This is a genomic window from Methylacidiphilum sp. Yel (assembly GCF_004421185.1).
Lineage (GTDB): Bacteria > Verrucomicrobiota > Verrucomicrobiia > Methylacidiphilales > Methylacidiphilaceae > Methylacidiphilum.
Map to the genome: position 1 here is coordinate 1 of NZ_LXQB01000012.1, position 25374 is coordinate 25374.

At 39.7% G+C, this 25374-nt stretch carries 25 protein-coding genes; 12 read left to right on the forward strand and 13 right to left on the reverse strand.

All coding sequences use genetic code 11. From position 1 onward, the window contains the following. The first annotated feature begins 450 nt into the window (after nt 1-450). Entirely contained in the window at nt 451-666 is a 216-nt protein-coding gene (locus A7Q09_RS11200; RefSeq protein WP_347877489.1) for a zinc ribbon domain-containing protein, read from the forward strand. A gap of 336 nt (nt 667-1002) precedes the next feature. After that, nucleotides 1003-1188, forward strand: coding sequence for a 30S ribosomal protein S21 (rpsU, locus tag A7Q09_RS02075; protein ID WP_009060067.1), 186 nt, complete (start codon nt 1003-1005; stop codon nt 1186-1188). 80 nt (nt 1189-1268) lie between these two features. Here the strand turns inward: rpsU and A7Q09_RS02080 are convergent, their stop codons facing one another. Genes A7Q09_RS02080 through A7Q09_RS02095 form a run of 4 tightly spaced genes read right to left on the reverse strand, consistent with a single transcriptional unit; the run spans nt 1269 to nt 4549 of the window. Next, on the reverse strand, nt 1269-2198 hold the full coding sequence (locus tag A7Q09_RS02080; RefSeq protein ID WP_134389663.1) for an OmpA family protein: 930 nt from the start codon (nt 2196-2198) through the stop codon (nt 1269-1271). Between the two features lie 54 nt (nt 2199-2252). Next, complete coding sequence (locus tag A7Q09_RS02085) at nt 2253-3371, reverse strand: S1C family serine protease (protein WP_134389664.1); 1119 nt, start codon at nt 3369-3371, stop codon at nt 2253-2255. After that, the gene (locus A7Q09_RS02090) at nt 3349-3900 is read right to left on the reverse strand and encodes a hypothetical protein (RefSeq protein ID WP_166791892.1); all 552 of its coding nucleotides are present in this window, start codon (nt 3898-3900) and stop codon (nt 3349-3351) included. The genes A7Q09_RS02085 and A7Q09_RS02090 overlap by 23 nt, the downstream gene beginning before the upstream one ends. A gap of 34 nt (nt 3901-3934) precedes the next feature. Continuing rightward, nucleotides 3935-4549, reverse strand: a complete 615-nt coding sequence (locus A7Q09_RS02095) for an RNA polymerase sigma factor (RefSeq protein WP_134389666.1) — start codon at nt 4547-4549, stop codon at nt 3935-3937. Nucleotides 4550-4735: 186 nt separating this feature from the next. On the opposite strand from A7Q09_RS02095, the gene A7Q09_RS02100 reads away from it, so the two are divergent. Next, nucleotides 4736-5779 carry a lipopolysaccharide assembly protein LapB gene (locus A7Q09_RS02100; RefSeq protein WP_134389667.1) on the forward strand — a complete coding sequence of 348 codons (1044 nt, stop codon included), beginning with the start codon at nt 4736-4738 and terminating at the stop codon, nt 5777-5779. Here A7Q09_RS02100 and lpxB read toward each other — a convergent pair. Genes lpxB through A7Q09_RS02115 form a run of 3 tightly spaced genes read right to left on the reverse strand, consistent with a single transcriptional unit; the run spans nt 5762 to nt 8736 of the window. Beyond that, nucleotides 5762-6946: a lipid-A-disaccharide synthase gene (lpxB, locus tag A7Q09_RS02105; protein WP_134389668.1), complete on the reverse strand. Its 1185-nt coding sequence runs from the start codon at nt 6944-6946 to the stop codon at nt 5762-5764. The two genes, A7Q09_RS02100 and lpxB, sit on opposite strands and share 18 nt — an antisense overlap. Before the next feature lie 12 nt (nt 6947-6958). After that, a complete protein-coding gene (locus tag A7Q09_RS02110; protein ID WP_134389669.1) occupies nt 6959-7885 on the reverse strand; it encodes a Gfo/Idh/MocA family protein in 927 nt (308 codons plus the stop codon). Nucleotides 7886-7893: 8 nt separating this feature from the next. Continuing rightward, nucleotides 7894-8736: an LpxI family protein gene (locus A7Q09_RS02115; RefSeq protein ID WP_134389670.1), complete on the reverse strand. Its 843-nt coding sequence runs from the start codon at nt 8734-8736 to the stop codon at nt 7894-7896. Nucleotides 8737-8912: 176 nt separating this feature from the next. On the opposite strand from A7Q09_RS02115, the gene nusA reads away from it, so the two are divergent. The 5 genes from nusA to A7Q09_RS02140 all read left to right on the forward strand — a co-directional run bounded on the left by nusA (nt 8913) and on the right by A7Q09_RS02140 (nt 14517). Next, nucleotides 8913-10169: a transcription termination factor NusA gene (gene nusA / locus A7Q09_RS02120; RefSeq protein ID WP_134389671.1), complete on the forward strand. Its 1257-nt coding sequence runs from the start codon at nt 8913-8915 to the stop codon at nt 10167-10169. 148 nt (nt 10170-10317) lie between these two features. Beyond that, nucleotides 10318-12291, forward strand: coding sequence for a translation initiation factor IF-2 (gene infB / locus A7Q09_RS02125; RefSeq protein WP_244228460.1), 1974 nt, complete (start codon nt 10318-10320; stop codon nt 12289-12291). Between the two features lie 29 nt (nt 12292-12320). Continuing rightward, complete coding sequence (rbfA, locus tag A7Q09_RS02130; protein ID WP_134389673.1) at nt 12321-12674, forward strand: 30S ribosome-binding factor RbfA; 354 nt, start codon at nt 12321-12323, stop codon at nt 12672-12674. 38 nt (nt 12675-12712) lie between these two features. Continuing rightward, nucleotides 12713-13648, forward strand: coding sequence for an ABC transporter permease (locus A7Q09_RS02135; protein WP_244228461.1), 936 nt, complete (start codon nt 12713-12715; stop codon nt 13646-13648). A 59-nt stretch (nt 13649-13707) separates the two neighbouring features. Further along, a complete protein-coding gene (locus A7Q09_RS02140; RefSeq protein ID WP_244228462.1) occupies nt 13708-14517 on the forward strand; it encodes an ABC transporter permease in 810 nt (269 codons plus the stop codon). A gap of 3 nt (nt 14518-14520) precedes the next feature. On the opposite strand, the gene galE is transcribed toward A7Q09_RS02140, so the two are convergent. The 3 genes from galE to coaE all read right to left on the reverse strand — a co-directional run bounded on the left by galE (nt 14521) and on the right by coaE (nt 18073). After that, nucleotides 14521-15486, reverse strand: coding sequence for a UDP-glucose 4-epimerase GalE (gene galE, locus A7Q09_RS02145; protein ID WP_134389675.1), 966 nt, complete (start codon nt 15484-15486; stop codon nt 14521-14523). Nucleotides 15487-15862: 376 nt separating this feature from the next. Then, complete coding sequence (gene rho, locus A7Q09_RS02150; RefSeq protein WP_394346606.1) at nt 15863-17263, reverse strand: transcription termination factor Rho; 1401 nt, start codon at nt 17261-17263, stop codon at nt 15863-15865. A gap of 198 nt (nt 17264-17461) precedes the next feature. Then, nucleotides 17462-18073: a dephospho-CoA kinase gene (gene coaE, locus A7Q09_RS02155; protein ID WP_134389677.1), complete on the reverse strand. Its 612-nt coding sequence runs from the start codon at nt 18071-18073 to the stop codon at nt 17462-17464. Between the two features lie 138 nt (nt 18074-18211). On the opposite strand from coaE, the gene hpnC reads away from it, so the two are divergent. Then, nucleotides 18212-19114 (forward strand): squalene synthase HpnC, encoded by a 903-nt coding sequence (hpnC, locus tag A7Q09_RS02160; protein ID WP_134389678.1) that lies wholly within the window; start codon nt 18212-18214, stop codon nt 19112-19114. 77 nt (nt 19115-19191) lie between these two features. On the opposite strand, the gene A7Q09_RS02165 is transcribed toward hpnC, so the two are convergent. Next, entirely contained in the window at nt 19192-20013 is an 822-nt protein-coding gene (locus A7Q09_RS02165; protein WP_134389679.1) for a histidinol-phosphatase HisJ family protein, read from the reverse strand. Continuing rightward, complete coding sequence (locus A7Q09_RS02170) at nt 19980-20573, reverse strand: DUF192 domain-containing protein (RefSeq protein WP_244228464.1); 594 nt, start codon at nt 20571-20573, stop codon at nt 19980-19982. Before A7Q09_RS02170 ends, A7Q09_RS02165 begins: the two co-directional genes overlap by 34 nt. Nucleotides 20574-20633: 60 nt before the next feature. Between A7Q09_RS02170 and A7Q09_RS02175 the strand changes: the two genes are divergently transcribed. Further along, the gene (locus A7Q09_RS02175; RefSeq protein ID WP_134389681.1) at nt 20634-20930 is read left to right on the forward strand and encodes a hypothetical protein; all 297 of its coding nucleotides are present in this window, start codon (nt 20634-20636) and stop codon (nt 20928-20930) included. A gap of 2 nt (nt 20931-20932) precedes the next feature. Here A7Q09_RS02175 and A7Q09_RS02180 read toward each other — a convergent pair whose 3' ends face one another. Continuing rightward, complete coding sequence (locus A7Q09_RS02180; RefSeq protein ID WP_134389682.1) at nt 20933-21568, reverse strand: superoxide dismutase; 636 nt, start codon at nt 21566-21568, stop codon at nt 20933-20935. Between the two features lie 212 nt (nt 21569-21780). Here A7Q09_RS02180 and A7Q09_RS02185 point away from each other — a divergent pair, with 212 nt between their 5' ends. Continuing rightward, nucleotides 21781-24231: a DNA translocase FtsK gene (locus A7Q09_RS02185; protein ID WP_134389683.1), complete on the forward strand. Its 2451-nt coding sequence runs from the start codon at nt 21781-21783 to the stop codon at nt 24229-24231. Between the two features lie 31 nt (nt 24232-24262). Then, nucleotides 24263-25333 (forward strand): helix-turn-helix domain-containing protein, encoded by a 1071-nt coding sequence (locus A7Q09_RS02190; RefSeq protein WP_244228465.1) that lies wholly within the window; start codon nt 24263-24265, stop codon nt 25331-25333. Nucleotides 25334-25374 lie beyond the last annotated feature (41 nt).

Below are 25374 nucleotides of genomic sequence, written 5' to 3' on the forward strand. Positions count from 1 at the left end.
CCGTCGCTGCCGACGCTATCCCCTGCGTCCTGCTGAAAACCAAGGCGCGACCGGGGGGGGATTTGGGGGTATCGGCCATGGCAACACTCTCCACAAGGAGAAAAGGTACTCGGTCCTAAGCCGCACAGGGCCTTGCTCAAGCGATTGCGGAGACTCTCTAGAAATCTCTTGCGCAAGAAAAAGGGGTCGGCCAATCGGACAAAAGCCAAGGCTTGGATTTGCAAGGCTGCATGCCCGTATTGCCAATATCCGGCAGGAGGGCTTGCACAAGCTCACCTCATGGCTCAGGCGATGATTTCACCGCGTGCTTGTCGAAGAGCTGAAAGTGGGCGGCATGGAGAAGAACCGGTAATCTTGCCTGCTTTCTATCCGACATGGGTTTCTTAAAGTTTCGGCGACAACTGGAGCTGTTCGGCATGGGGGAGGGTCCAGGAAACACTGCCGCTGGCCATTCGCCAGTGGGTGTGCCCGGAGTGTGGAAGCATCCACGACCGGGAGGTGAATGCGGCCAGGAATATCCTGGCGCATGGTTTGGCCGTCCTAAACGGCCTTATGACGAGTTGCGCCAAATGTGAAGCCGGTGGAGAAAAAAGCTCTTGCCGCCGTCGCATGACGATGGGAAAACTGTCCTCTGTGAAGCAGGAAGTTAGCTTTGTTCCTCTGTGAGCAGGAACGAGTAAGTCTGACGGAACGGAAGAAAGTTAAATTCCTTCGTAGATCCCATAAACAGGCCCATACGCTAAGGGCTATGTAATTACATACGATCATGCTCAAATAGAATGAGAAGTGTTCGTTTCTGGCTCCCAGAGACAACTCAAACTACCAGTAGGGATAATAACTCATTGTTTAAGATCTAAATCCAAAAAAATTATCATAAAAAAACTTGCTTTTTCTTTTTTATCTGTCATTTAGTAAATCCTATTTTCTAAGACGCTAATATAAGAATCTGAATGTTGCATATGTTTTCATTTGCATTAATGTGTTAATTACCGAAAGGAAAATATGACTGAAGTAAAAGTAAAAAAAGGAGAATCTATCGATAAAGCTTTACGACGGCTAAAAAGAAAGCTTGATAGAGAAGGTACACTTCGAGAAGCAAGATTAAGAAAAGCCTTTGAAAAACCTTGCAATCGAAGAAGAAGGAAAGCAAAAGAAGCTCGATTAAAAATTTATTCTTCCTTTTACTAATTCCTAGGTTTCGTTCCTTATCATCCTCCAACACCTATCAGGTTGCTTAGAGTTTTGCCTCTTTTTATATGATCCCTAATCTAATGGTGAGGCTGCAACTGCTTCGTTTTTTCTAAATTAATCAAGGAAGGGTTTGCAGTAGCGCGAAAATCCGCATTAGGAGATGCTGGATAGACAGTAATTTCAACCCTTCTATTTTTTTCCTTTCCCTCTAACATACTATTATCAGCTATTGGATTGGTTTCTCCTCCAGCAGCAAGAGAAAACATACCTTCAGGCAGTTGTCCAATCTGGATTAATGCCCTGATAACAGCAGCCGAACGTATGGCTGAAATTTCCCAATTTGTAGGATATATATCTTGTACTTCATGAGCAGGCGGATCATTATCCGTAAAAGAACAAACTTCTATTTTCGAATCCTGAGTGTTAACCAAAAAAGGCTTTGTTACAGAGAGGAATTTTGATAAAAGAATTTTTCCTTGTGTGCTTAACTTTATGCCTCCATAGGCAAATAAGGCACTCTTAGCGAATCGGGCAACCACTCCATTTTTTTGCAGCATCACTGTTAATTCCCCTTTTTGTATTTCTTCAGGAAATGCTGCTTTTAACCTATTTTCAAGTTCTTTGGTTAAAGAAGAATTTTCTTTAGTCGAACCACTTGTTGCTTCCTCCATTTTTTTTGATTCGACTGCTTTGAGTGATTGAGTGGTTTTCTCAAGAAGTTCTTCTTGACTTTTCAATAGGCTGCCTGTCTGGGACAATTCGGCTTGAAGTTGATCAACAACCGCCCGTTGCTTTTGATTTTCTTGTTTGAGAAGTTCATCCTCTTCTTTTAGTACTCGAATGGTCTTTTCCAGTGAAATGTATTGGCTATAAAAGTATACCGCTGTAGCACCTAAAAAAACACTTAATGAAACCCAAAAAAAAACAGCTCCCAACCCTCCTGCCGGCAAAACCGTTTGTTTTTTCTTTTGGACTTTGACAGGTACTACGGCCGGTTTTTGATCCATTTCTTTAAAATAACTTTTTTATCAAATAATAACAAGAAAAGAAAAAACTCTTCTTTAATGGGTATTATTTGTTTTTTCCACAGGTGCAGTCATTGGAGAAGAGCTTACGGGTAGGCTTTGTGACCAATTCTTTTTAAGTTCCTCAGGATTGTTTGGTAAAATCGTAGAGCCTGAAGGGGCGTCAATCGGCCTTTCTCCAACTAAAAACTCGAACTGTATTGGCTTACCATCTCTTAATACCTTTACGGGTATCTTTTGTCCTACAGAAACAAAGAACGATGCATCCATTACATCTGCCAAGCTGGTAATCTTTTTCCCATTGATCGAGACAACAATATCCCCTTCCCTTAACCCGCTACCAGATACAGGAGTATTAGGAAATAGACGGGCAACTACCACTTGCCCTGCAGCCTCCTCTCTTCCTATTTTGGTAACAGCCACTCCAACCCATCCATAACGCACCTTCCCATAGCGAGTGGTATCATCAACGACTTTTCTAATTGCTTTGCTTGGCAACGCATAACTCCATTCTTCTTCTTTTACACTCATCGTTATCATTCCAACGACTAACCCCCTCGAATTAATTATGGGCCCACCAATCTGGCCTGGATTTACCCTTGTATTAATCCTATAATGGGTCGTGGGAAAAAAATGATTTAAATATTCGCAATCTTTTCCTACAACCAATCCAAAGGAAGGGCAAGCGGGAAGCTTATACGGATAGCCTATGCCTACAACAGGTGTCCCGGTAAGGACCTCTTGACCGTAAGCAAGCTTTAGAAAAGGAAAGGGTTTTGAACCCTCTTCAACTTGAAGAACAGCCACTCCACTTCGCTCGTCAATGCCTAGAACTTTGGCTAAATGCCATTGAGCGTTGTAATCAACATAAAAGAGCGAATCGGTTAACTGGCAATCGGGTGCTGTAACCAAGACTCCTTCGGAATTGATAAAAAAACCTGAGCAGAAACTTTCCCCCCCATTTCTATGCTCTATTCTAACACGGACGACAGCGTTTTTGTTCTGCTCAAAAATCTTGTTAACTTCTCTTCCTATGGTATCAAAGAGACTTTCAGCACCTATCAGTGGCAATCTTCCCAAAACGAGGAAGAAAAAAAAAAGGCAAGCCGATGAGGCTTCCACAATAGAATCTTTAAAAAGCAACCATCGCTTCATAATGAGTTAACGCATCACGAATGACATAATGTGGATCTTTAGAATTGTGGAAATTGGGAGCAAGTTTGGTAGATTCCACTTCAAGATCCTCTTTGGATGGTAAGGAAAGAAGAGGAGGAGTAGAAGGGACAAGGGTTTGAGAATGTTGGCTTTTTTCAACTCTTTCTATTTTTGGAGACTCATAGTTTGTAACCAAAGAATTAGGTATCTTCTTACTGTTGTTTTTAAGTAGATTGAAACTGTTGAAACTGACAATGCCTAGAAAAAATACAAAAAGGAAACTTCCTACGACCGCTCTTTGGAATACTCTGGTATGATCACAAAGAAGAAAGACTCTTTGGAGTTTTTCTAAAAACATTTCTGAAAAACTCTTTTCTTTGATCATTTCAACACGAAGCCTTCTGTGAAGATTTTGATGCATTTGTTCAAAATATTCAGCAGTGGCAAGCTTTTCTGTCTGTTTCTCTAAGTGTGTTTTTATCCATTTTTTCATTTCTACATCCGCAGTTTGAAGACATTTTCTCTCCATATCAAAGCCTCCCATTCTACATCTTCCACATTTTTTAACTTATGAAGCTGTTGTCATTTTTCAATAGCTTTTGCAGTTGCTTATGTGCATAGAACAATCTAGAGCGAATTGTTCCTTCCGAACATCCCATAATTTTAGCTATTTCCGAATGGCTGAGCTCTTCTAAATCAAAAAGAACAACAACGGCTCGATGTTTTTCGGAAAGCTTAGATAGGGCATCATTCAAAACCTTATTCAGTTCTTTAATTTCCATTTGTCGTACCGCTTGCTCTGCCGAACGGTAATCGACAAATTCCTTTTCCATTTTCCCCTCCTCATCGTCTGGAAAATAAGGATAGGGTTGTGGGCTGGATTTCGATTTTCTTTTAAAACTTATAGCGGTATTAATGGCAATACGATAGATCCATGTATAAAAGGAAGCTCCAATTCGAAATCCCCCAATGTTTTTGTAGGCTTTGATAAAAGTTTCCATTAAAACGTCGTTTGTATCTTCATGGTGCAGCAGCACACCATAAATCACCCTATATAATCTTTTTTGATAGCGTTCGACTAAAATATCGAAAGCATCCAATTCTCCAGATTTCATTCTGAGAATGAGCTCCTGATCGGTTGGAGACTGATCGAGTACTTCTGGAATAGCTTTTTTCATTCTTTTTTTGTATCAAAAAGAGTTGTTGTTTTACCTTAAAGCAGCTAATAAGAAAAAATCAAGTAATATCGACTCCAATAAATTCATATTTTTGCTAAAAAGTCCAGTTCTATCTATAGAAACGATAGAAAAGAAAAAAAGATGCTTGTCATCTTTCTAATTTTTAGAAATAATGCCTGATCATTCATGCAACTAGATAAAGTTTCTTCAAAACAGAGGGTTTCTAATAAACACCTCTCTCCTCCTATCTATTCTTGGGCAATTAAGCTTGTCGTACTTGTCGTATTCTTTCAAATGTTCTCCCTCCTTTCCATATTCTGGTTAAGACATTACGTTTTTAATCAAGTTTCAAAAAAAGATCGATTGACAGCTGCAAGCAATTCTTTTAAGTTGCCTTCTTTTCTTTCCCCTAAGCCTCCAGCCTTACCAGTAATTCACTCCAAAGAATTGAAAAAGGATGCTTCGTTTTTAGCAGAAGAAAATAAAGAAGAAAAACTCGATGCCTTTATCAAGGATGCCGAACGGTTTGAAAGAGAAGGAGAATTGAGCTTAGCTCATGATGCTCTAAACAATGCTGAAGAAGTAGATCCTCTCAATTGCGATGTACTTGTCAGACAAGCTCAGCTAGCTGAACGTCAGAAAGATGGTCAAAGAGCCTATACCTATTGGAGTAAAATCGCTGAACTCGATCACAAATCTAGCTCTTCTAGTCCGCTTTATAAAACAGCCCGTCAAAAAGTAGCTGCCTTTAGAAGTCTCTCTAAAAAAGACAGTGGCTCCCCACCTCTTATCCATTCGGCTCTGAAAGGAATTCAAGGAATGGGCAAAACGTTATGCCTTGAAAAAATACGTGTGGAGAAAAGTAATCTTTCTAATACCCCGTGGGGACAAGAAGTCACTCTGCGGGTGCCCATTTTTCTTTCCGATCCTACCATTCGCATTGATCCCAAACAGATCCGTTACCAAATTTATATTTATGATGAGATAGACAAAGGCATTATTTTACAATCAAATGCCAAAATTACCAGCTCCTTTGAGAACCCTCTTCCTACTTGGACTATTCACCAAACAGAAATCCTTCGGATTAATTACAAATTAGAACGTCCCGTTCAAAATCAAAAATTTTATGGGTACATCATTCGGATTTTTTATTGTGGACAGCTTCAGGATCAAATTGCTGATCCCCCTGAACTGCTAACCCGCCTTCCCGGTTTAACTCCTAAGATGTAATGGTTGCTCTTTCTTCTCTTCGTTAAGCAGATCAACAATTAGGTTACTTGTTTTTTGACTTGCTCCAGTTGAACCGAGGGAATCAATAACTTCTTTCATTCTTTTTTTCATCCAAGTCCTTAGTTCTTCGTCTTCCATCAGGCGCAAAGCTACAGGGACTATTTTGTCTGGATGTGCATCATATTGAACGAATTCTGGCACAATCTGCTCGGAAGCAAGCACATTGACAATACTCAAAAAAGGGACTTTAACAAGCCTTTTACCCACTTGATAGGTCAAAGGATTGGTTTTATAGATAACTATCTGAGGGACCCCAAGGATAGCACATTCCAAAGATACTGATCCAGAGGCTAAAATAGCCAATCGGCATCTGGAGATATGAGAAAGTGGGTATCCTATCTGAATCTTCAACCATTCTGGAAGATGTTTTTCTCCTAGATGCGCCAATCCCAGTTCGATGAGTTCTTCGTTGGGTGCAATCCATAAAAATTCATAATCATGATGCTTCATAACCATCTTCCATGCCACTTGATAAAGAATAGGCAAATGCCTGATAATTTCCATTCTCCGACTTCCTGGAAGCAAGGCTATTTTGTTAGAACTAAATTGAGAATTTGGCAAAGGATTAGGCAGCAGCCGATCCAACAAGGGATGTCCTACCCATTCTACTCGCAGGTTGAGGGCATTTTTCTCAAACCATGGCTTCTCAAAAGGAAAAATAACCACCATAAGATCAAAGAGCTTACTGAAGCGTGCTGCTCTTTGGCTATTCCATGCCCAGACTTGAGGACTTATATAATAAACAATCTTAGTAGTAGGTAATTCTTTGCGAAGTTTGGAGGCAAACCGAAGATTAAAACCAGGATAATCTATTAAAATCACACAATCAGGTTTTTCAACAATGGCACAATGCAAAAGCTCTTTAAAAATCCTTCGGATTTCAGCTAAATTTTTGATGACTTCTACAAGTCCCACGACAGCCAATTTAGAAAGGTCATAAAGTTGTATCTGTCCAGCAGCCGCCATCCTTAATCCTCCTACTCCTAAAAAAACGGCTTCTGGAAAAGACTTTCGAACTGCTTCAATCAGCAGAGCTCCGTAAAGATCTCCACTTGTTTCCCCAGCAACCAACAAAAACTTTTTTTTGGATGGTTTTACTTGCATCATAGTTTTGTCTTGTCACTTCACTTTATTGGAGCGAATGATTTCTGTGATTTCTACTGCTAATTTGAGGGCTTCAACTGCTTCTTTCCCGCCAACAAGGGGAGAATCTTTGGAATAGATACAGTCAATAAAAGATCGCAATTCAAAGAATAAAGGCTCCCCTTTTTCAATAGGCATGGGTAGACATTCAATGCCATGATCCCGCTTTCGATAGATTTCGCCTTTTTGCTCAAGGTAGTTTAACGAAATGTAAGCATCGTCTTGAAAAATCCTAATTTTTCGCATTTTTTCAGGGCTTATCCGACTAGTGGTGATGTTGGCAATAGCCCCATTTTTAAATTTGATTCTTGCATTGGCAATGTCTTCTGTAAGGCTTAAGACAGAAACTCCTACCGCATCAACTGACTGAATTTCGGAATGCACCAAATGCAGTATTGTCTCCAAGTCATGGATCATAAGATCCAGTACGACTCCAAGCTCGGTATTTCTTCCTGGATAGGGACAGAGCCTGTGGCATTCGATAAAGCGTGGCTGACTCAAATATCCTTCGAGAACTCTAAAAGCAGGATTATATCTTTCCACATGGCCCACTTGTAAAATGACACCATTTTTTTTGGCAATTTCCACAAGCAATTTTGCCTCTTCTAGGCTATCAGTGATCGGTTTTTCAATTAGCACATGGACGCCAGCTTCTAAACATTTTGAACCAATAGTGAAATGAGTAGAAGTCGGAGTAGCTATCGAAACTGCGTCCACTTCTTTTAGTAGTTCCTCTACTGACTCAAAGACTCTTCCACCAATGGTTTCTGCAAGTCTTCCTGCAGCCTCCTTTTTAATATCAAAACATCCCACATAATGGACTCCATCCATCTGGGCATATATTCGAGCATGATGTTTGCCGATATGCCCTATGCCAATAACGCCAAGTTTTATCGGGCTCATAATTGATCCTATGGAAATCCAATCAGGCTCGTTTTAGTCTGATCAGCTAAACTTACTACCTTTTCCTTCTCCAAAATAAGCGTCTTTGCTGATTCGCATACAATGGTACCAATGCCAAAACGTTGAGCTGACTCAATCGTCTTGATCCCTATAACAGGAACATCAAACCTAAAATCTTGATTAGGCTTGCTAACTTTCACTAGCATGGCACTTCCTCTTCCCAATTCTCCGCCTCTTTTCATGGCCTCATCGGTTCCTTCAAATGCCTCAACCGATAGCACCGTTCCATTTTTAACCACAACCGATTGACCTATATCAAGCCTTGCAATTTCTTTGGCGATTTTAAACCCAAACTCAACATCCTCCCAATATCTTTTTTTAATTTGAGGGCCTCCAAATTGTCCAGAAGGGGCTAATTGGTCTTCCAAAAAAGTAGTGGCATTTAAAAGAATGACCCCATTTTTTTCAAGCTCTTGAGCAATAGCTCCAAAAATTGTATGAGCATTTCTTTCCTTAAGTTTTGCTAAAAGCAAAATTGCTCGCAGATCAGGTCTTAATTCAAAAAGATGGGATGGAGCTATCCCCCCGGCCATGATTGCTGTGTTGACTTCATTTTTTTTGAAAAATTGAATTAATTTAGACAGTTGACCAACCCGAATCCATTCCACTGCAGTCGAAAGAGTTTCCATCTGATGATCTGTTTCGGACACAAAACAGACTGAGAAAATCTTCTCTACTCCGGATCTTCTTGCTCCTTTGGCCACAAGCAATGGATAAACACCCCGGCCAGCAATAATACCAAGTCGATCAGCCGACTCAAGAATTGATTTTTTTTGATTCTTAGTAATCACCCCTTTATGTTTTTTTTTTAAAATAAGAATCTTCTATAGAAAGAGAAAGAAAGAAAATCAAATCTTGACCATAGAGAACGATAAGAGTAAATTATTGCACCACTGATTTTTTTGATTTGAAGAGTGGAAACTATGTTAAAGTTTCCACTTTTTTCTTTAAAATTAAGGAGAAAGCCATGAATCAGGAAGTCCTAGCTATCATGGAATACATGGAAAAGGAAAAAGGGATCAATAGGCAGGTGTTCATCGAAGCGATGCAGTCAGCTTTATTGGCGGCCGCAAAAAAAAGCATCGGACCTGCCAGGGATCTTAGGGTAGAGATCCATCCTAAAACTGGGCGAATCAATGTTCGAGCCAAACTCGAAGTTGTTGAAAAAGTCCAAAACAGCCATGATCAAATTTCCATCAAAAGAGCAAAAGAAATCGATCCAAATGTCAAGCTTGGAGATCTGATTGAAGTGGAAGTGACTCCGAAAGATTTTGGCAGAATTGCAGCTCAAGTTTTTAAACAGACTATAAACCAAGCCCTCAAAGGCATAGAAAGAAAAATGGTTCTGTCAGAATTTAAAGATCGCATTAACAATATTGTTAGCGGCACCATCCGAAGAATAGAGAGAGCTGATGTAATAATAGACTTGGGAAGATATGAAGGCGTAATGCCTGCTAAAGAAAGAGTGCCTACAGAAGAGTACGTTGTTGGGGAAAGAATAAAGGCCTATGTACTTTCCGTAGAAGACACTCCCCATGGCCCTATGATTATTTTGTCTCGAAGCCATCCTAATTTCATACTGCGCCTTCTCGAATTAGAGGTCAGTGAAGTAGCAGATAAAATTGTCGAAGTAAAAGCCATCGCTAGAGAACCTGGATTTCGCACAAAAATTGCCGTTTGGACAAACAATCCAAAAATTGATCCTGTCGGTTCCTGCGTTGGTGTCCGTGGGGCGCGTGTAAAAAACATTGTCAGAGAGTTGCATAGCGAAAAGATCGATTTATTCAAATGGTCACCCAATGTAGAAGAACTAACTATTGAAGCTTTAAAACCCGCAAAAGTAAAGAAAGTGGAAGTGGATCAAGACCACCACCGGGTAAAAGTAACAGTGGATGAAGAAAATTATTCTATAGCGCTTGGCAGAAAAGGGAAAAATATTTGGCTTGCATCCAAAATTGTGGGCTGGGATATAGACGTTGTCAAAGAACCCTCAGCCGCCGTGGATAATTTCACACAAAAGCTTACCAAAGCCGCTGAAGAGATGGCCTCTACGCTTTCTATTGATCAAAGCGTGGCTGAACAAATAGTAAGAGCAGGCTTTATCAATCCTGAAGCTGTGGCTGAAAGTGAAGAAGAAGATCTTATGTCTGCTCTTCCTGAGCTGGATCCGCAGTTGATCCATCGCTTAAAAGAAGCGGCTCACTTGGCAGGAAAAACAAATTGAAATCATAAACTAAAGAAAATTTAATACTCTATACATGAATTCGAAAAAATGTTCTCCAACAAATGAAATAAAATCGTTTGCTAGCAATTCGCCCAATAGACTTTCTTTAGACAAACCGAAGAAGTCTACCAAGGAGGCTGATTTTTCATTGACTGCGAAAGAAAAAAAACCTAAAGCAGTTGTTGCCCCTGCCTTGGATTCAGAAGAGAGAAAAGAAAAAACCAAAAAAGAAGAAAAAAAAGATGCTTCTCTATCCATTCTTCCTTCTCTAGAGAAAGAAAATAATAAAGCCATTCCAGTTCTAGAAGCCTCTAAGCCAGCCCTCCCCAAGGAAGGGGAAAAGCGAGTGATTGCTATCAAAGGGCCAGTTTCAGTAAAAGAATTAGCTGGCTTGATCGGAATCAAACCTTTTCAACTTATTCACCATTTGATGGAAATGAACATATTCGCTTCAATGACCCAGTTGCTAGACGAAGGGGTCATTCAGGGAGTATGTCAGAGACTTGGAATAACTATACAGACTGACAAAAAGGAACGGCATGGACCAGTTCATCCAACACCCTTAGTAAAGCCAAAGGCTCAACCTCCCCCCCCCCAACCCCTATCTAATATTAAATCAAGAGCCCCTGTAGTAACTTTCATGGGGCATGTGGATCATGGGAAGACTTCGCTACTTGATGCCATAAGACAAACAAAAGTTGCGGCAGGAGAAGCCGGTGGAATAACACAACATATTGGTGCTTATACAGTGGTGAAAGATGGACGATCCATAACATTTATCGATACTCCTGGACATGAAGCGTTTACAGCTATGCGTGCCCGTGGAGCTTCGATCACCGATATTGTGGTTCTAGTTGTAGCCGCCGATGATGGAGTCATGCCTCAAACCTTAGAAGCCATCAATCATGCCCGCAACGCCAAAGTTCCTATTATTGTGGCTATAAACAAAATAGACCTGCCTGGGGCTAATCCTCTACGGGTAAAATCTCAACTCCAAGAGATCGGTCTTGTCCCCGAGGAATATGGGGGAGAGACCATTTTTTGTGAAGTCTCAGCTATCAAAAAAATTGGCATCGACAACCTCCTCGATATGATTTTACTTCAAGCTGAAATCCTTGAATTAAAAGCCAATTATGAAGGCAATGCCAAAGCTAGGGTTATCGAATCGCAGATAGAAAAAGGCAGGGGACCAACGGCCACAGTGATTATCCAATCGGGTCATCTAAAAGTCGGAGATATTGTCCTTTGTGGGATTTATTATGGGAAAGTCCGAGCTCTTATTGATGATACTGGGAAGAACATCAAAGAGGCTTTTCCTTCTATGCCCGTCAAGATTCTTGGTCTCAACGGCCCCCCTCTACCTGGAGAAGAATTAGTCGTTGAAAAGGATGAAAAGAAGGTAAAAGAAATAGTTCAAGAAAGAATTGAAGCCCTTAAGAAAGACCGTGAAGCCTCTCTTACACCTAAAGTCACTCTAGAAAACATCTTCCAAGCAATTGAAGAGGGTCAAAAAAAGACTTTGAATATTGTTCTTAAAGCCGATGTTCAAGGCTCTCTAGAAGCTCTCATTGACCAATTGAAAAAAATCTCTAGTCAAAAAGTCGATTTAGACATCATTCATTCTGGTGTGGGTTCCATTTCAGAATCTGATATCCTTCTTGCAAAGGCTGCCGGTGGACTTGTCATCGGATTTAATACAAAAACTGACTCTGCTGCAGCTGCGTTGGCAAAAAGAGAAGGGGTTCAAATTAAGCTTTTCAGTGTTATTTATGAACTAGTTGACCAAGTCAAAGAAGCAATGTCTGGTCTTCTAGAACCTGAACTACGAGAGTCTATTGTCGGTACAGCCGTAGTCAAGAAAGTCTTCGAATTGTCTAAATATAAAGTAGCAGGTTGTATGGTCCAATCTGGACGAATTATACGAGGTGGATTAGCTAGAGTTTTACGAGGTAAACAGCCTATATATGATGGGGAAGTTCTTTCGCTGAAACGCTTTCAAGATGAAGTATCAGAAGTGAGGATGGGGTTTGAATGTGGTATTCGCCTAGGAAATTTCAACGATTATGAGCCTGATGATATTATTCAATGTTATCAATTGGAAAAGGTGCCACAAAGTTTATAATTCTATAGTAGAGCATTCATATTGATCCAATGACAACTAGAGCGATTAGGGTTTCGGAAGTCATCCGTCGGGAGTTATCTTGGTGCTTTCAGCGAGAAGTAGAACTCGAAGGCTTAGTGTTAACTATATCTGCCGTAGAAACTTCCGCTGATCTTAAAGAAGCTTCCATTTTTGTTAGCCTTTTTGACGCCTCCATCCCTGATGAAAACTTGCTTATGATTTTAAATAGGCACCGAAACGAATGGCAAAAGTGGATTGGGAAGAGATTGCAAAGCAAATTTACACCACGGTTGACTTTTAAAATCGATAATTCATTAGATAGAGGAGACCGAGTATTACGTATCATCGAAGAACTTGACAAAGAAACAAATACAGACTCATAGTTCTAGGTGTTGAATCAAAAAGATTCTGTGGTCTCCAATTGAAAAGTTCTCCATCAATATTGATATATTTTATCAGACGGCTTCTCTCTTCTCTTTTTGTGCTTTTTGGAATTATTTCTCTAACTTTCTTTCTTGTCAGACTCGCCCCAGGCAATCCCTTTAGTGCCGAAAGGAATATTTCTCCTGCTATTCTTCGAAATCTTGAAGCCCGTTATAAGCTCAGTGGATCACTACTCGAACAGTACAAAAATTACCTGCTAAACCTTTGTCATGGCGACTTAATGCTTTCTACCCGATATCGTAATCGCTCAGTAAACGAAATCATTGGTCAAACTCTCCCTGTATCGATAACCCTTGGAGGTTGCTCTTTTGTTTTAGCCCTTGCCTTTGGTATTAGCAGTGGTTGTTTAAGTGCCTTTTTTTGGAATAAACCTTTTGACAAGATTACTCAAGGAATTACTCTAATGGGAATTTCAATTCCAAGTTTTGTGCTCGCTCCTATTTGCGTGCTGATTTTTGCAATCCTTTTGAGACTCCTTCCCCCCGCTGGCTGGGGATCAATAGAAAAACTCATCCTCCCTTCTTTCTGCCTTGGTATTCCTTATGGATGCGTGGTTTGCCGATTAACGAGAAGTGCAATGCTTGAAGTACTTCATTCCGACTATATACGGACTGCTAAAGCCAAAGGATTGACCGAATCCTCCATTCTCTTTGTACATGGTTTAAAAGCAGCGGCCAGTCCTATTATTGCCTACAGTGGGCCTTTAGCCGCTAATTTGCTGACAGGATCGATGGTTATCGAACAGATTTTTGGGATCAGTGGTATGGGTTCTTTTTTTGTAGACGGAGTGCTCAATAGAGATGTTTTTCTAGTAAGCGGCGTCACACTTGTATATTCTCTTTTACTCATCTTATTTAATCTCCTAGCCGATATGCTATGCCTCCTGTTCGACAAAAGAATTGTTTTGGAATAAAAAAAAGCAAAGGTGGGTTTCCCTTTAGGACATTCTCTTTATTTTTTTTATTGGTCCTTTTGTCGCTCATCGGCCCTTGGTTTTATCCTCAATCCCTCTATAAAACAACAAACGAAATCTTACTTCCCCCCAGCCTTTCACACATATTTGGAACTGATATCCATGGACGGGATCTGTTTATCAGAATCCTTTTCGGAGCAAGAATTTCTTTCGGAGTGGGCTTCAGTGGTTCTTTGATTAGTCTTCTTATAGGGGTTACTTATGGATCCATTGCCGCCTATGCTGGTGGAAAAATTGACAGGATGATGATGCAGCTTGTCGATCTTCTTTATTCCTTACCTGTGTTGGTTTTTGTCATCGTACTCATTGCCATATTTGAAAATCCTCTACGCGCTTTTCTGTTCCATAGCCATTTGGAATCACTGCTTCCCTACTCGCGTATTATCCTTCTTCTTGTAGGACTGGGTTTTGTCGAATGGCTCACAATGGCAAGGGTTGTTCGAAGTCGTGTATTGATCTTAAAAGAATCTCTTTTTGTACAAGCCGCAAAGGTTCTAGGACAAAACAGTTTTAAAATACTTCTTAAACATATTTTTCCCAATATCGCAGGCCTTGTGATTGTGTATCTGACGTTGACCATTCCAACAGTCATTTTGGAAGAATCTTTTTTGAGTTTTTTAGGACTAGGAGTTGAACCTCCTTCCTCTAGTCTAGGAAGTCTTTTATCTGACGGCGCAAATGCAATCAATCCCGTCAAGATATCTTGGTGGCTTCTTTTCTTTCCAGGACTATACCTAAGTCTTACCCTTTGGTCATTGAATGTTTTTGGCGAATGGTTAAGAGATAAACTCGATCCTAAAACAAGATAAGGATTAGTCGTAGCCTCGAGGATGGGATTTATGCCATGACCATGCGCTTTGAATGATTGCATCTAGATCATAGTTTGGCTTCCAACCAAAGGTCTCAAAAGCTTTTCTAAAATTAGCCACAAGAATAGGGGGATCCCCAGCGCGAGGAGAACACACTACAGCAGGAATAGGCATTGCCGTAATCGCTCGAGCAGCTTCTATAACCTCAAGCACAGAGTAGCCTTTTGCACTACCTAAATTGTACACTCCTTCAAACTGGCTTTCCAAAGCTTTAATGTGCGCATCAACCAGATCTACTACATGAATATAATCTCTAACCGCCGAGCCATCCGCAGTTGGATAATCAACACCATAGATCTCTACCTTCGGTAATATGCCCAAAGCCACCTGTAAAATTCTAGGGATCAAATGGGTCTCCTTCCTGTGATGTTCTCCATGATAAAGAGTTGCTCCAGCTGCATTAAAATATCTAAAAATGACAGGCCTGATCCCATGAATCTTCCGGTACCATTCAAGAATTTTTTCAAATAGAAATTTGGATTCCCCATACGGATTTTCTGGATTTGCCGGAAAATTTTCCTCAATGGGCACTTTTGTTACCGAGCCATAGATTGAACAAGTGGAAGAAAAGACTATTCTCTTTAACCCGTACTCTACCATAGCATCTAAAAGATTGACTCCATAAGCCACGTTATTTTGAAAATATAAGGAAGGATTGCTCATCGATTCTGCAACTAAGGCCTTGGCAGCAAAATGGATCACAGCTTGAGGTTTTTCATTCATGAATATAGATAAAAGCAGATTCCGATCAGCAATATCCCCTTGGATAAATAAGGCTTTTGATTCTACAGCTTTGATATGTCCCTCTGATAGATTATCAAGGACAATGACTTGATAGCCACGATCTATCAATCTCTCCACACATATACTGCCAATATATCCCGCACCGCCTGTAACAAGGACCTTCAAGGATATGCCCCTTTCCTTTTTTTAAAATATAAAGCGTAGCGTAACGAAAAAAAATTTTCTTAAGAATAGCTCCAATCAACTGATTTTTTTATCCTTCTTATGCAAGACAAGAAAGACCTTAAGCCATCATAGGATGCACTAATATACTAGAGCTTAGCAAAACTGATGTTTTTTTGACTAATGCTTTCTTTGACAAATGCGCTAACAAAAAGATTTTTTATCTTACTAGAACTAGCAACAAAACATCAACAGCAGATCTAAAAGCGTAATGGCTTGCAATTGTTTGATTCAGCAAAGTGCACTTGTGCATTGTTTCTAAACAGGGGTGCATTAATCAACCCTATCACAGAAAAGGGGAAAGGGTAGCTGATAGCTCTTAATCCTTAAGATTCATCGAAAGGAGAAATTCAACGTTATTTTTAGTTTTTTTCAGTCTTTCGAGTAATAATTCCATGGCTTCTATCGGAGGAACTGACGATAAGGCTCTCCGGAGCACATGAATCCTTACAAGCTCATCTGGATGATAGAGTAATTCTTCTCTACGAGTACCAGATTTAGGAATGTTGATCGCTGGATAAATTCTTTTATCGACAAGTGCTCTATCCAGATGCAATTCCATATTTCCGGTTCCTTTGAATTCTTCGAAAATAACATCGTCCATCTTTGAGCCTGTATCAATCAGTGCGGTTGCAATAATGGTAACGCTGCCCCCTTCCTCAAGATTTCTGGCTGTTGCAAAAAATCGCCTAGGCTTTTGAAGCGCATTGGCATCAACTCCACCAGTTAAAATTTTGCCACTATGCGGTTGTAGAGTATTATAGGCCCGAGCAAGTCTTGTCAAAGAATCCAAAAGAATCACCACATCAATCTTATTTTCGGCCATTCTTTTCGCCCTTTCTATAACCATTTCGGCCACCTGTACATGTCTATCGGGGGTTTCATCAAAAGTGGAACTGATAACCTCTCCTTTTACCGATCTTTCCATGTCAGTTACTTCTTCAGGCCGTTCATCAACAAGTAGGACGATAAGATGGGCTTCAGGATGATTTTCAGTAATGGCATTGGCTATTTTCTGAATCAAAACTGTTTTACCTGTTCTTGGAGGAGCAACAATTAAGCCTCTTTGACCAAATCCAATGGGAGTGATCAGATCCATGACTCGCATGGAAAGATCCCCACTTTTACCCTCCAAAAAGATTCTTCTATTTGGAAAAATAGGTGTTAAATTGTCAAAAATGATTCTACCACGAATCTTTTCGGGTTCTTCATTCTCAATTTTTTCAACTTGGAGCAGGGAAAAATACCGTTCTTTTTCCTTAGGGGGTCGAATAGGTCCAGAAACCAAATTGCCTTTCTTTAGCCCATATTTTCTGATTAAAGCAGGAGAAACATACACATCCTCTTGACAAGGGAAATAATTGTATGCTTCTGATCTTAAAAATCCATATCCTTCGGGTAATATCTCTAAAACCCCTCCTCCGTAAATCGCTCCATTTCTTTGAGCATTACGCCGCAAGATTTCAAAAATTACCTCATGCTTTCTCATTAATCCCGGATTTTCAATCTGGTATTCTGCAGCTTTAATCTGCAGCTCAGAAAAGGATAACTGTTGAAGCTTACTCAGATCCAACGTAGGACCTAAGTTTACAGATTCCTCCATCCCGTTATTTTTTGTTTGAGTGATTGTCTCTTGGACAGATTTTTTAATTTCCATATGTTCTTCTTTTTGTTCGGAATATTCTTGAATGTTCTTTCCTTCTTCATTTTCGGCCTTCATGGAAGAAGGCATCTCGTTGTTAGAATCAAAAGTTTCCTGCGCTTTCATCGGCTCACCCTCTGAATGATTTTTTTTTGATGCTCTCATTTTAAATTATTGTAACAACACTGAATTAAACAATCCTCAGGTTTACATTGTTGATTGTATAGGGTTTTTAGATTCCTTGACCCGCTTTATTCGAAAATTTCACAAAAGAAATTATGAACAACCTGCATTATAAGATCGAAGCTGGTCTAAAAACATGCGACCCTGATCATAAAGCAAATGAATGGAACCATCATTCCAAAAAACAAAGTCACTATTTTCCATTTTCTTTTCCAAAGGCCATTGACTTTCAATCCTCATTCTTATTTCTCGTGAAATCAATCCTCTATCCAAAAGTCTTTTGAACTGTACCGATGGAGAACAGCCAACACACAAGACCTTATCAAATTCTTTTTCGAGTTTTTCCTCGAACAAAAGTGGTATAACAACAATTATACGTTTCCTCGGATTGCTTTTTTTGGCTTCAATAACTTTTATTTTCCACTGTTGGCGTATTGAAGGATGCGTTAATCTATTTAATGTTTCCAACAACTTCGGATTCTGAAAAACCAGTTGACCTAATACTCTACGATTTATTGTATTATCATTATTTAAGATTTCTTTCCCAAACTCGTCAACTACTTTTTTCCAATTTTCTCTTCCCGGCTGGAGAAGCTCTTGTGCGATTCGATCCGTATCGATAATTTCAAAACCTTCTTTCATAAGCCAATTAGACAAAGTCGTTTTTCCACAGCCAATACCTCCTGTTAGACCAAAATAATTCATAAGTAGTTTAAGATTTTTGAATGGTAATCAAATATAAAAATACCTATTTGTTAGCTGAAAGTATCGATGTTTATTCAAAAAACGATTGTTTTTGAGTTATTTTTTTTATTAAAAAGCAATGTAATAAAGAAATTTTTCATGAATCTTACCGAAGCCTATTCTTATTGTAAACATATTGCTTCCCACTACGAAAACTTTCCTGTGGGTCTTCTTGTTGCTAAAAATCTTGCACCTCATGTCCATGCTATCTATGCCTTTTCACGAATTGCCGATGATTACGCCGATGAAGGATACTCCTTAAAAGAGAAAGAAAGGGAAGATGAGCAAAAAAGAAAAAAAAGGCTGGATAGTTTAGAGACATGGCGTGCCTATCTTCTTGACCCCAAGCTTTGCGCTAAAAATCCTGTTTTCTTAGCTCTTCACGATACCATTGAAAAATTTCAACTCCCTTTAAACCTTTTTACAGATCTTCTGGATGCCTTCAAGCAAGACGTCCTAAAAGATCGATATGAAAATTTTGAAGAAGTATTGAATTATTGCAAAAAAAGCGCCAATCCAATTGGAAGACTTGTTCTTTACCTTCACCGCCAAACGACCGATTTGCAACTGCTTAGTTCAGATTGTATATGCACGGCTCTTCAACTCGCCAATTTTTGGCAGGACATCTCCATAGACCTTAAAAAAAATAGAATCTATTTACCTAAAGACGAAATGGAACAATACAAGGTTAACGAAGCCGAACTATTTGCTAGGCATTTTAGTTCAAATTTCAGAGACCTACTCTCTTTTCAAGTCAAGCGTACGGAGGAGCTTTTTGATAAAGGAAAGGTTTTGATCGATACCCTTGGATGGCCCTTAAAGCTAGAAATTGCATTAACCTGGTATGGTGGAAAAACCATTCTTGATAAGATTAAAAAAATAAATTATAACACCTTAGCTTCCAGGCCAAAGTTAGGCTATAAGGATATCCCCTCGCTTCTTTTCAAATCACTACGGAGGATTTATAGGAAAAGAGCAAATCAAGAAATTGCCTTTTTCTAAGAAATTAGTTTATTTCCGTTTGAATTGAGGCTTATGGGAATGCATCCTTCCAAGGTGTCAGAGCAAAGCCTTAACCTCTAGCCCACTACCACCATTTGTCTAGAATGGGATCGAAAAACCGCAAATTCTCTAATCCCCAGTTTATGCAGCAACGGTAAAAGTTCAGAGAACCCCTTGCCTACTTCCAGCCATGAATGCGCATCGGAACCAATAGAAATAGGAATTTTCATTTCCACAGCCTTAAAAAGAATTTCTTCGGCCGGATATTGCTCTTTTACAGGTTTTCTCCAACCTGCTGTATTAATCTCTAAACAAAGATCTTTTTCTTTGATTTTTTCCAAAATAGGTTCGAAATAATCTATTATTTTCCCTTTGGGTCTATAATTGAAAATTTTAATCAAATCCAAATGCGCCACCGCATCGATAAAACCTTCATCAATCAATTGCAGTAAATTTTTTACATAATCTCGATAAATATCCTCGATAGGTCTCTTTAAAAAACCTTCTTCAAAACCATTTCTATCGAAAGGCCAGTCTCCTATAAAGTGCACAGACCCAAGAACAAAATCGAGTTTTTCCCAATTTTCTTTTACCCAAATCAAGCCTGAATGACCGCTGACTGGATCGTTGTCCCTTTCTATCCCTAAGCGAACATTAAGGGTTGGGAATTTCTGTTTCCATTGGTCGAAAATTTTAAAATCGATCCCTTCTCTATATCTATCATGATCGGTAAAACAAAAATCTACCACCCCTTTTTGGAGACAAGATTCCGCCCAAGGATCAAGAAGTTTAAAGGTGTAGGGTTGTAATTTATGACCTTGAGGATGCATATGATAATCAGCAAATATTTTCATAATATAAATAGTCAATTTTTCAAAAGAAGAAGCAGTTTCTCCCAAGTTGTATCCTTGGGAGTTAATTGATCCCCCGCTAAAAGCTTGTGTCTTTCAAACCATCCTTCGTTTACTTCTAATGCGAATTTGACAAATGAGGATTGACTAGGGATAGGCGTCAGATCAAAAGGTTTCATCGAATAGATCTCAAGGATCTTTCCTCTCTTATCCATAAACGCTATAGATAAAGGTATACGAGTATTCTTCATCCAAAAAACAGCTTTTTGTTCAAAAGGCAAAACAAAAAGCATGCCCTGATTTTCAGGTAGGCTTTCCCGATACATCAACCCGCGAGCAAGGTCTTTTGGTTTCCATACAACTTCTACCAAAAGATGCTGTTCTGGCAATTTCCCTATCAAATCAATAGTGCCAACTTTTTCCTCTCCTCTGATCCAAAAAGCTAAAAACAAAGAACTGACTGTAAAAAGAAGCAGAAAGCGATTGCAGATCATTCTTTTCCCATGCTTCAAAAATTTAAAAAAAGAGAGCCTTGCGCTTTTTTTCTTGTTTTCATCTATTTTCCATCGGATAACTGGATCATCTTTTAGATGCCTATTCAACCACAAAAACAATAACTTGCTCCTCTGTCTTATTGGAATGCCAACTTTTTTATTTTACATTACCTCATGGCTTCGACGCTGACTCTTATTCTTACAGTCTCCAGACAGAGTCAAAAATACGAAGAATTCCTTAAAAAACTCTTTTACTATAAAGACAAAGGACATCAAATCTATATTTTCTGTCTGGACGAAGGGGTCAGAGAGATAACATCCCTTCTGGCTGCTTCAAAAGATTTTCACATCTTTGCCTGCGCCTATGCCATTCAATCAAGAAATCTCTCAACGATTGAATCGGTTTGTTATGGAGGCTTAGGGCTCTTAGCTGACCTCATTGTCCATAGCGATAAGACCGAATCATTTTAAGCCTATGGGCAAAAGGAAAGGTTTTTTGCTACTGCTTGCGAATAGAACTCTTCGACTGCCTGCCAATTAACCACATTCCAAAATGCTTTGAGCCACTCCCCTCTCCGGAATTGATACTTGAGATAATACGCATGCTCCCAGACATCACAGCCAAAAAATGGCTGATTTCCATCAGAAAGAGGATTATCTTGATTGGGAGTAGAGAGGATTTCCAGCTTCCCCTCTTTATTCACAACTAACCATACCCACCCACTTCCAAAACGAGCAAGACCTGTAGCCTCAAATTTTTCCTGAAAAGCTTCGAAGCTCCCGAACTGAGAGAGAATGTCTTGGTAGAGTTTTCCGGTAGGTTTGCCTCCAGCATTTGGAGCCATTATTCTCCAAAAAAAACTGTGATTGACATGGCCCCCTCCATTATTTCTTACAGCTGTCCTTATATTTTGAGGAATAGAATCTAAGGATATAAGTAATTCTTCAGGCCTCTTCCTTTGAAGGTCAGGATAATCGGCTAAGGCTTTATTTAAGTTCTGTACATAAGCTTTATGATGTCCATTATAATGACAATCCATGGTCATGGTATTAATATGAGGTTCTAAAGCATCCAAAGCATAAGGTAATGGTGGTAATTGATAAGCCATTGTCGATCTCCTTTTTAAGTTGAAGAATTTTCTCCTAAGGAATACTAATTATAATAACGAATTTATAGTAGCATTTTGATTAATAAAAAAAATGTTCTTCAACAAGAAGAAAAATGAATTCTTTTTTTTAATTATTTTTTGATATTGTAAACGGACAAAGATGGTATTGGTTTTAAGCATCATCGATACCTCTTGATCTTAAAACTAAGATTATGTGTACGGAACGCAATTCTATATTGTTTGAAATCTTTAGTATTGTTTGTTTTGGAGCAGCCATTCTACTCATCCTAAGTTTGGCTTCTTTTCATGCAACGGATATTGCTTTTAATCAATGGCCTCCTAAAACAGCGATATCCAATGCGGTAGGTCCATTAGGAGCCTACACGGCTTTTTTCCTCTTTATGTTTTTTGGTTTTGGGGCTTACACTGTGCCCGTTCTTTTGATTACTGCCGGAATAGCCCTAGGTATCCATGCTAAAATCTGCTGGTGGAAAAAAATCCCATTAAGTTTTTTGCTACTCTCCTCCATTGCAGCCCTTTTGGAATTGCAGCCGTTGCTTGGTAAAATTGTAGAGCAAAATCGAGAAATTTTTACTCCTGGTGGCCTCATTGGGGATATAGTTAAGCGCTTCTTACTCGTTCGTTTCTTAGGCGAACCAGGAAGTTTGGTCTTGCTCATCATCTTGCTGATCCTTTTTTTTGTGCTTTTGTACGAAACAGAGCCGGTAAGAAGTTTGATTAGACTCTCCGTTTATCTGAAAGAAAAAATAGAAGCACATCAAGAAACCCTTCTGCAGCAAAAAGGGCTATCTGGTCAGTTAGAACTCGCTCATAAGAAGCTAAGTAAGGAAGAGAAAGAAATAGAAAAAGTTTTAAAAAAACAGTCGACTCCTCCTTTAAGTGTGGAGAGCCTCTTTCGAAGAAAAAACGACACCTCTGGGATTTCTGGAATAATTGGCAACTCCAAGGATTTGGACAATGATCCCATACCACAACAGAAGCCTTCTCTTTTTAAGAAAATGAATTTATTTGCTAACAAAGAAAAAGAGGGGGACAACCAAAACACCTCCTCCTCCTCAAATTCCTTTGAATCCCCTAAGAATGATCCTCTTATTTTCTCCCCATCTTTTGGAGCAAAAGAAAAGTCTTTTGCAACTATCCTCAAAAATCCTTCCAAGGAGAGCTCAAAACCAGAAAAACTTTCTGCTGAGTCCTCTACCTATGTCTCTCCTCCAATTTCTCTCCTTCGGCAAAATCCCTATCTTGGGAAAGTCACAGTCCCAGAATCTGAGCTACGCAATCAGGCTCAACTTCTCATTGAAACGCTTGCGAGCTTTGGTATCGAAGTGAGTCCTGGAGCGATCACTTATGGACCTACGATAACACGCTTTGAACTTTATCCAGCTGCAGGCGTGAGAGTTGATAGAATCAAAAATCTTCAACGAGACATAGCCCGCTCTATGCGCGCCGAAAGAGTCAATATTTTGGCACCGATCCCAGGAAAAGATAGTGTGGGAGTGGAATTACCCAATGCAAAGAAAATCCCAGTTTTTCTAAGAGACATCCTAGAAAGTCCAGACTGGAATAATTCCAAAGCAAAGATTCCCTTAGCCCTGGGTAAAAATGTCTATGGAGAAGCTCTTATTGCTGATCTTTTCGAGATGCCTCATCTTCTTATTGCTGGAGCCACTGGCTCAGGCAAATCGGTATGCCTTAATTCGATATTGTTGAGTTTGCTTTACAAGTTTGGTCCATCCGATCTTAGAATCATTCTTGTCGATCCAAAGCAAGTTGAACTTCAAGCCTACAATGGCATTGCCCATTTAATTGTGCCTGTGATCATTGATTCTAAAAAAGTTCTTAACGGACTGAAGTGGCTCATTCAAGAAATGGAAAGGCGTTATGGCTTGCTGGCAGAAGCTGGAACTAGGAATATCATTGCTTATAACTCAAAATTAGATCGCACGACTTCGCCTATTAAAGAAGAAGAAAAAAAAGAAAAACTCCCCTGGATTGTGGTCGTGATTGATGAACTGGCTGATTTGATGCAGACAACCCCTGCGGAAGTCGAAGTGGCAATAGCGCGACTTTCTGCAAAAGCTAGAGCCGCTGGTATCCATCTTATCGTTGCCACTCAAACTCCGCGAAGAGAAGTGATCACAGGGGTAATCAAAGCCAACATACCCTCGCGTATCGCTTTTCAAGTTGCCAGTGCCCTTGATTCTCGAGTGATTCTTGACGAAAACGGAGCTGAGAATCTTATCGGAAAAGGAGATTTCCTATTTCTCCCTCCAGCCACTTCTAAAATGATCCGAGGCCAAGGAGCTTATGTATCTGAAGAGGAAGTCTATGAGGTGGTTGAACATATAAAAAGCCTCTATCCTTCTTCGACTATCCCTCAAGTTCAAAACGCTATCGATAACGAAACTAAAGAATTGGAAATCTCCGAGAGCGATCGAGAACTAATCGAAAAATGTCTTGAAATTATTTGGCAAGAAAAAAGAGCCAGCACCTCCCTCCTTCAAAGAAGACTTCGGCTTGGATATAATAGAGCTGCTTGGGTGATGGACCTTTTAGAAGAAAAAGGAATTGTGGGTCCGGAAAATGGGGCTAAGCCTAGAGAAATACTTGTCGATTTAAATGGCCCCATTCCCCATTTTTAGTAAAAAGAAAGAAGAATTTATGGAACAGGGAATGAAACAAACAATCGGCCAAAGGCTCCGAGCTGCGCGCGAGGCCCAAGGTCTTTCGTTACAAACAGTTTCAAAAATAACAAAAATTCTTCCAGAACAACTTGCAGCCTTGGAACAAGATCAATATGACAAAATTCCGGCTTCGGCTCAAGTTCGTGGCTTCGTAAGAATCTATGCAAAAACCTTAGGCATGGATGAGAGGCCGCTTTTAAATGAACTAGATAATATTTTTGGTTCTAAGGAAGAAGAAACTGCCTCTCTATTAATGACTCTTCCCGTAAAATATGTGGAGAGACCCCTACAAAAAGAGCCTTTCTTTACACCACAACGAATCGCCTTTTTCTTTGCTTTCCTTCTTTTTCTTCTCATGTGCGGCATTGGAGTATACAGAATTTATCAAGTCACTTCTTTTCGACATGGCCCAGGCAAAAGCCCTTCTACTGAAGAGATGGTTCGAAAAAGTCCAGAGCTTAAACCTCCTATCCTTGAACCTGTTAGGAAAGAACAACCAACCCAAGAAACTCCAATCGATCTTTCCAAAGTTGGAAATGAAACTGTAAAAAGAGCTACTCCTATCCATCCTATTCCAATTGAAGAATCTTCTCCTCCCTCTCCTCCTTCTTCTCTGATTCCACCCAACAAAGAAAATGGCTCTTCATCTGATAATGTGAAGGTTATGAGAGCCTTGCCCGTTAGCCCGGAACCTATCCCTAACATAGAAGATCAACCTAGAAGAAAAGATGGGACAATAGAGACAAATTCAGACGCAGCAGAAGAAGAGGAGGAGAGTGCCGATGAGCCAGCTGTTTCTTTTGCAGAAAAAAATTATAAACTAGTTGTTCAGGCCAGAAAAGATTCTTGGATTTTCATTCAAGTCATCGAAGGAGGAAAACCCAGGCAGGTTTTTTCAGGGGTTCTGCACGGAGGGGAACGAAAAGAATTTATTGGTCCAAGATTCCAAATTCGTGCTTCCAATATATCTCAAGTTGAATTTATACTCGATGGGAAAAGCGTATCGATTGCTTCAGCGGGGGATTCAACTCAAGACATTATTATTCCAAAGACTCCATAATGCTAATTTTTTTTTACAAAACTCTTAAAAGATCCACCAGT